This is a genomic window from Halalkalibacter flavus (assembly GCF_036663575.1).
GTDB classification, from domain to species: Bacteria; Bacillota; Bacilli; order Bacillales; family Bacillaceae_D; genus Halalkalibacter; species Halalkalibacter flavus.
Genome location: NZ_JAWRVK010000408.1, coordinates 1 through 238 on the forward strand (window position 1 = coordinate 1; position 238 = coordinate 238).

A 238-nucleotide genomic window follows, 5' to 3' on the forward strand; every position below is an offset into this window, starting at 1 on the left:
TGCACGCGTGCGGCCAGATGAATTACCGCGTCGCACTGCAACCCTGGCCCTGGCGGCCAGGCCCGATCGATGTCCACAAAATCGGGCCGATCGTGGATCCACTCGCGCCCGATACCGGACGGACCTTGCGCATGACGAACCAACCCGACGGTCTGTTCGCCACGCAGAAGCAATGCCCGAGACACCGCCCGACCGACGAAGCCATTGGCTCCCGTCACTAGAATCACTCGAGACATGT

The 238-nt window shown here is 63.0% G+C and carries 1 protein-coding gene; it reads right to left on the minus strand.

Features of this window, described 5'->3' with window-relative positions:
- Positions 1 to 236 (minus strand): NAD-dependent epimerase/dehydratase family protein (locus tag SAY88_RS25635; RefSeq protein ID WP_332635255.1); only part of this gene is annotated, 236 nt, incomplete at its 3' end.
- Between the last annotated feature and the right edge of the window lie 2 nt (positions 237 to 238).